The organism is Kitasatospora sp. NPDC059803, assembly GCF_042732255.1.
In the GTDB taxonomy this organism is placed as follows: domain Bacteria; phylum Actinomycetota; class Actinomycetes; order Streptomycetales; family Streptomycetaceae; genus Kitasatospora.
The window spans coordinates 1-3,127 of the sequence record NZ_JBHWIJ010000498.1 but is presented as its reverse complement, the minus strand read 5'-3'; the positions used below and the strand labels follow the sequence as shown (position 1 = coordinate 3,127).

The following is a 3,127-nucleotide window of genomic DNA, read 5'->3' as shown; positions in this document are numbered from 1 at the left end:
GACGCCCCGGGGGTACGCCCCGGGGGGACGCCCGGCGGGTAATCCGCGCCGCGGGGGGGGGCGGGGCGCGCGGCGGGGGCCGGGGCCGGCCGGGGCCCGGCGCGCGGCGGGGGTGCGACGGGGAGCGGGAGGGCGGCGCGGGCCGGCGCCCGGGCGCCGGGTGTGCGCGGGATCGGGCGGGGGCGGGCTCGAAAACAGGCTCTGCGCTTCGCAAACCTGTCCGGCGCGGGCAGTTGGATCACGTGAACCTCCCCGTGCCCCTTTCACCCCACGTGATCGGACGCACACTGTTGCAAACGCCGTCAACTGGGCATGAGGATGAGTGGTCAGAACGTAGGGGCCACCCGGCCGGCGGGGGATCCGGAGGCGGGGGCCCGGATTCGAGGGCGGGGGCATGTGTTGATGGACGGTCAGTCGCGATTCCCGCGGCAGCGGACGAGTTCGGGTGACGCCTACCGGTCCGGGCCCGCCCCGGGCGCAGCCGGCGGCACCGGGACGACCCTGCCGGGCACCTCGGCCCCCGGCTGCGCCCTGCACCGCCGGCTGCACCTGACGCTCGACCCGGCCGACCTGGTCGCGGTCGGCTCGGTCCGCCGGCGGCTGCGGACGGCGCTCAGCCACTGGGGGGTGCCGGAGCTGTCGGACACCGCCGAACTGCTCTCCTCCGAGCTGGTGACCAACGCGCTGCTGCACACCGGCAAGGGCGCGGTGTTCGACGCGGTGCTCGGGTCGGACCACCGGCTGCGGATCGAGGTGCAGGACGGCACGACCCGGCTGCCCGGCCGGCGCCGCGATCCGGACGCCGAGTACGCGACTTCGGGGCGCGGCCTGCTGCTGGTGGAGTCGCTCGCGGACGCGTGGGGCGTGCAGCTGCGGGGCGACGGCAAGGTCACCTGGTTCGAGCTCGCCCTGCCCTGAGCCCGGCCGCTCCCGGGGCGCGGGGCACGGGCTCGGGGCGCGGGCACAGGGCGCACGGGGCGCTCGGGGGCGCGGGGCGGGCGGGGCGCGCGGCCCGTCGCACCGTTCGCCGTCGATTCATTCGCCTTCGAAGCATGCCCAGAACAGAAGGCGGAACGGAAGATTTCCGGCCCGTTGCCATTGCCGCTCGGCCCAACATTGGACAGGATGGTGGGAATGTGTGTCCACGTGCGGGAAGCAGCGGGGAGACCGAACCTCGACCGACCCCGCCCGTCGACACCGTCCGATCCAGCACCACCCATCACACCGCCACGCGGCCCGGCCGGACGGTCGGCGCGGTCCGCCACGGCAGCGGCAGGAGCAGCATGCCCACTGAGCCCGAGTCGCCGGGGCCGGCGCTTCCACCCGGTGTGCCCACCGCCGAACCGCAGCAGGCAGCCTCCGCCCGCACCACCGGTCCGAACCCCGCCGGTCCCGCTCCCGTGACGGTCGACCAGCCCCCCGCCGGCCCCGCCGCGACCGGGCCGGGCCGGGCGAAGCCGCCCGCGCAGGCGGTGCGCCGGCCCGTGCCGCGCCCGGCGCCCGCGCTCGCCGCCGGACGGCTGGCGACGGTGCTCCCCGGCAGCCTGCCGCCCGCCTCCGCGGACACCATGCCGGACTGGCTGGAGCCCGCGATGGCCGCCAACGGCATCGGCTCCTTCGACTGGGACATCCGCCGCGACGTCCTGGAGGGCGACCACCGGGCCTGCGCGATCATCGGCCTGGACAGCATGGACCAGGGCCGCTTCGACCGCACCGCCGGTTCCTTCCTGGCCCTGCTGCACCCCGAGGACGCGCCGGTGGTGCGCCGCCGGGTCGAGCGGGCGGTGGCCGAACTGGGCCAGTGCGGCGCCTACTACCGCACCGTCGGGCCCAACGGCACCATGCGCGCGGTGCGCTTCCGCGGCCGGGTGCTCGCGGACGCCTTCGGCCGGGCCTCGCGGATGGTGGGCTTCGTCTGGGACGCCACCGTCGAACTGCACAAGCGCGACCGCGCCGACCGGATGGCCCTGCTGCGCGAGGAGCGCTCCCGGTTCATCAAGGAGGCGGCCCGCGCCCTCTCCGAAGCTGTCACCGTCCGCGACGTGGCCCGGGTGTTCACCGGGCTGCCGCTGCCCGGCCTGCCGCCGGACGGCCTGGTGCTGGCCTCCTTCGAGGCCGGCCGGGCGCAGGTGCTCGGCGCCTCCGGCTACCGGACCGAGGCGCTGGCGGTCTGGGACCGCACGGTGCTGCCGGCCGGGCACCCGGCCGCCGAGGCGGTGCGCCACCGGGCGCCGGTGTTCATCCCGACCCGCGAGGAGTTCCGCGCGTCCTACCCCGACGTCTGGGAGCCGACCAGCCGTACCGGGCGCGGCTCCTGGGCGTTCCTGCCGCTGGTGGCCAGCGGGCGGGCGATCGGCGTCTGCGTGGTCAGCTTCGACGACGAGCGCGAGCTGGACGCCGACGAGCGCACCCTGCTGTCGACCCTGGGCGGGCTGGTCGCCCAGTCCCTGGCCCGGGCCCGGCTGCACGACGCCGAGCACGAGCTGGCGGCCGGCCTCCAGCGGGTGATGCTGCCGCGCACCGTGCCGTCGGTGCCGGGGGTGACGACCGCCGTGCGCTACCTGGCGGCCGGCTCCGGCCTGCAGATCGGCGGCGACTGGTACGACGTGGTGCCGCTGCCGGGCGGGCACGTCGGCCTGGTGATCGGGGACGTCCAGGGCCACGACGTGCACGCCGCCGGGATCATGGGCCAGCTGCGGATCGCGCTGCGCGCCTACGCGGCCGAGGGGCACCCGCCGGCCGCGGTGATGGCCCGCGCCTCCCGCTTCCTCGCCGACCTGGACACCGACCACTTCGCGACCTGCGCCTACGCCGAGGTCAACGTGGACTACGGCGTGGTCTACGCCGTCCGGGCCGGCCACCTCGACCCGGTGGTGCGCCGGGCGGACGGCACCGCCGCCGTGGTGCCGGTGGCCGGCGGGCTGCCGCTGGGCATCGACCCGGACCAGGAGTACCGGGTCACCCGGTTCAGCCTGGACCCGGGCGAGACGGTGCTGCTCTGTACCGACGGCCTGGTCGAGGCGCGCGGGGTGGGGCAGGTCGGGGGGAACGCCCGGGGCACCCCGGCGCGCGCCCCCCCCCGGCCCCGCGCCCCCGCCCCCCCAGCCATCGGGCTCGCCGTCCAGGG

At 77.1% G+C, this 3,127-nt stretch carries 2 protein-coding genes; both read left to right on the top strand.

All coding sequences use genetic code 11. The features are described 5' to 3' along the window. Positions 1–402: 402 nt before the first annotated feature. Positions 403–918 carry an ATP-binding protein gene (locus ACFV6I_RS38710; RefSeq protein WP_107452835.1) on the top strand — a complete coding sequence of 172 codons (516 nt, stop codon included), beginning with the start codon at positions 403–405 and terminating at the stop codon, positions 916–918. A 365-nt stretch (positions 919–1,283) separates the two neighbouring features. Continuing rightward, positions 1,284–3,127: SpoIIE family protein phosphatase (locus tag ACFV6I_RS38705; RefSeq protein WP_380430880.1), on the top strand; the 1,844-nt coding region annotated here is incomplete at its 3' end.

Excerpts from the sequence above, each read along its gene's own strand:
- ACFV6I_RS38710 (WP_107452835.1), top strand. The coding sequence starts at position 403 with ATGGACGGTCAGTCGCGATTCCCGCGGCAGCGGACGAGTTCGGGTGAC.